At 70.2% G+C, this 346-nt stretch carries 1 protein-coding gene and 1 pseudogene; one reads left to right on the forward strand and one right to left on the reverse strand.

Annotated elements, in window-relative coordinates; all coding sequences use genetic code 11:
* A pseudogene (locus DEF28_RS26960) lies at positions 1-88 on the forward strand (DUF2469 family protein); the annotation flags it as partial.
* A 146-nt stretch (positions 89-234) separates the two neighbouring features.
* Here DEF28_RS26960 and DEF28_RS26965 read toward each other — a convergent pair.
* The coding region (locus DEF28_RS26965; protein WP_114446280.1) for a DUF2469 family protein at positions 235-346 on the reverse strand (112 nt) is incomplete at its 5' end.

Consider the following 346-nt stretch of genomic DNA (forward strand, 5'->3'; position numbering starts at 1 on the left):
ACGGTTCGTGAAGAACGTTCGCGTCGTGACGTTCAAGGACGTCAACGTCGAGGAGATCACCAAGGCTGATCTGGAGGTTCCCTCGACCGGCCGCCCCGAGCACCGCGGCACACGGCGGGCCGGCCCGGAAGAGACCGCCGCCCCGGCCCGGCCGGGCCGGAAAACGCCGCGACCCCGGCCCGGTGCCCCCGCGCTGCGGCGGGCCGACCGGGTCGGGGTCGCGTGCCGTCCTGCTCAGTCCTCGGTGTCGGGGCGGCCGGTCGAGGGAACCTCCAGATCAGCCTTGGTGATCTCCTCGACGTTGACGTCCTTGAACGTCACGACGCGAACGTTCTTCACGAACCGT

Source organism: Marinitenerispora sediminis (assembly GCF_003336425.1).
Classification (GTDB): Bacteria; Actinomycetota; Actinomycetes; order Streptosporangiales; family Streptosporangiaceae; genus Marinitenerispora; species Marinitenerispora sediminis.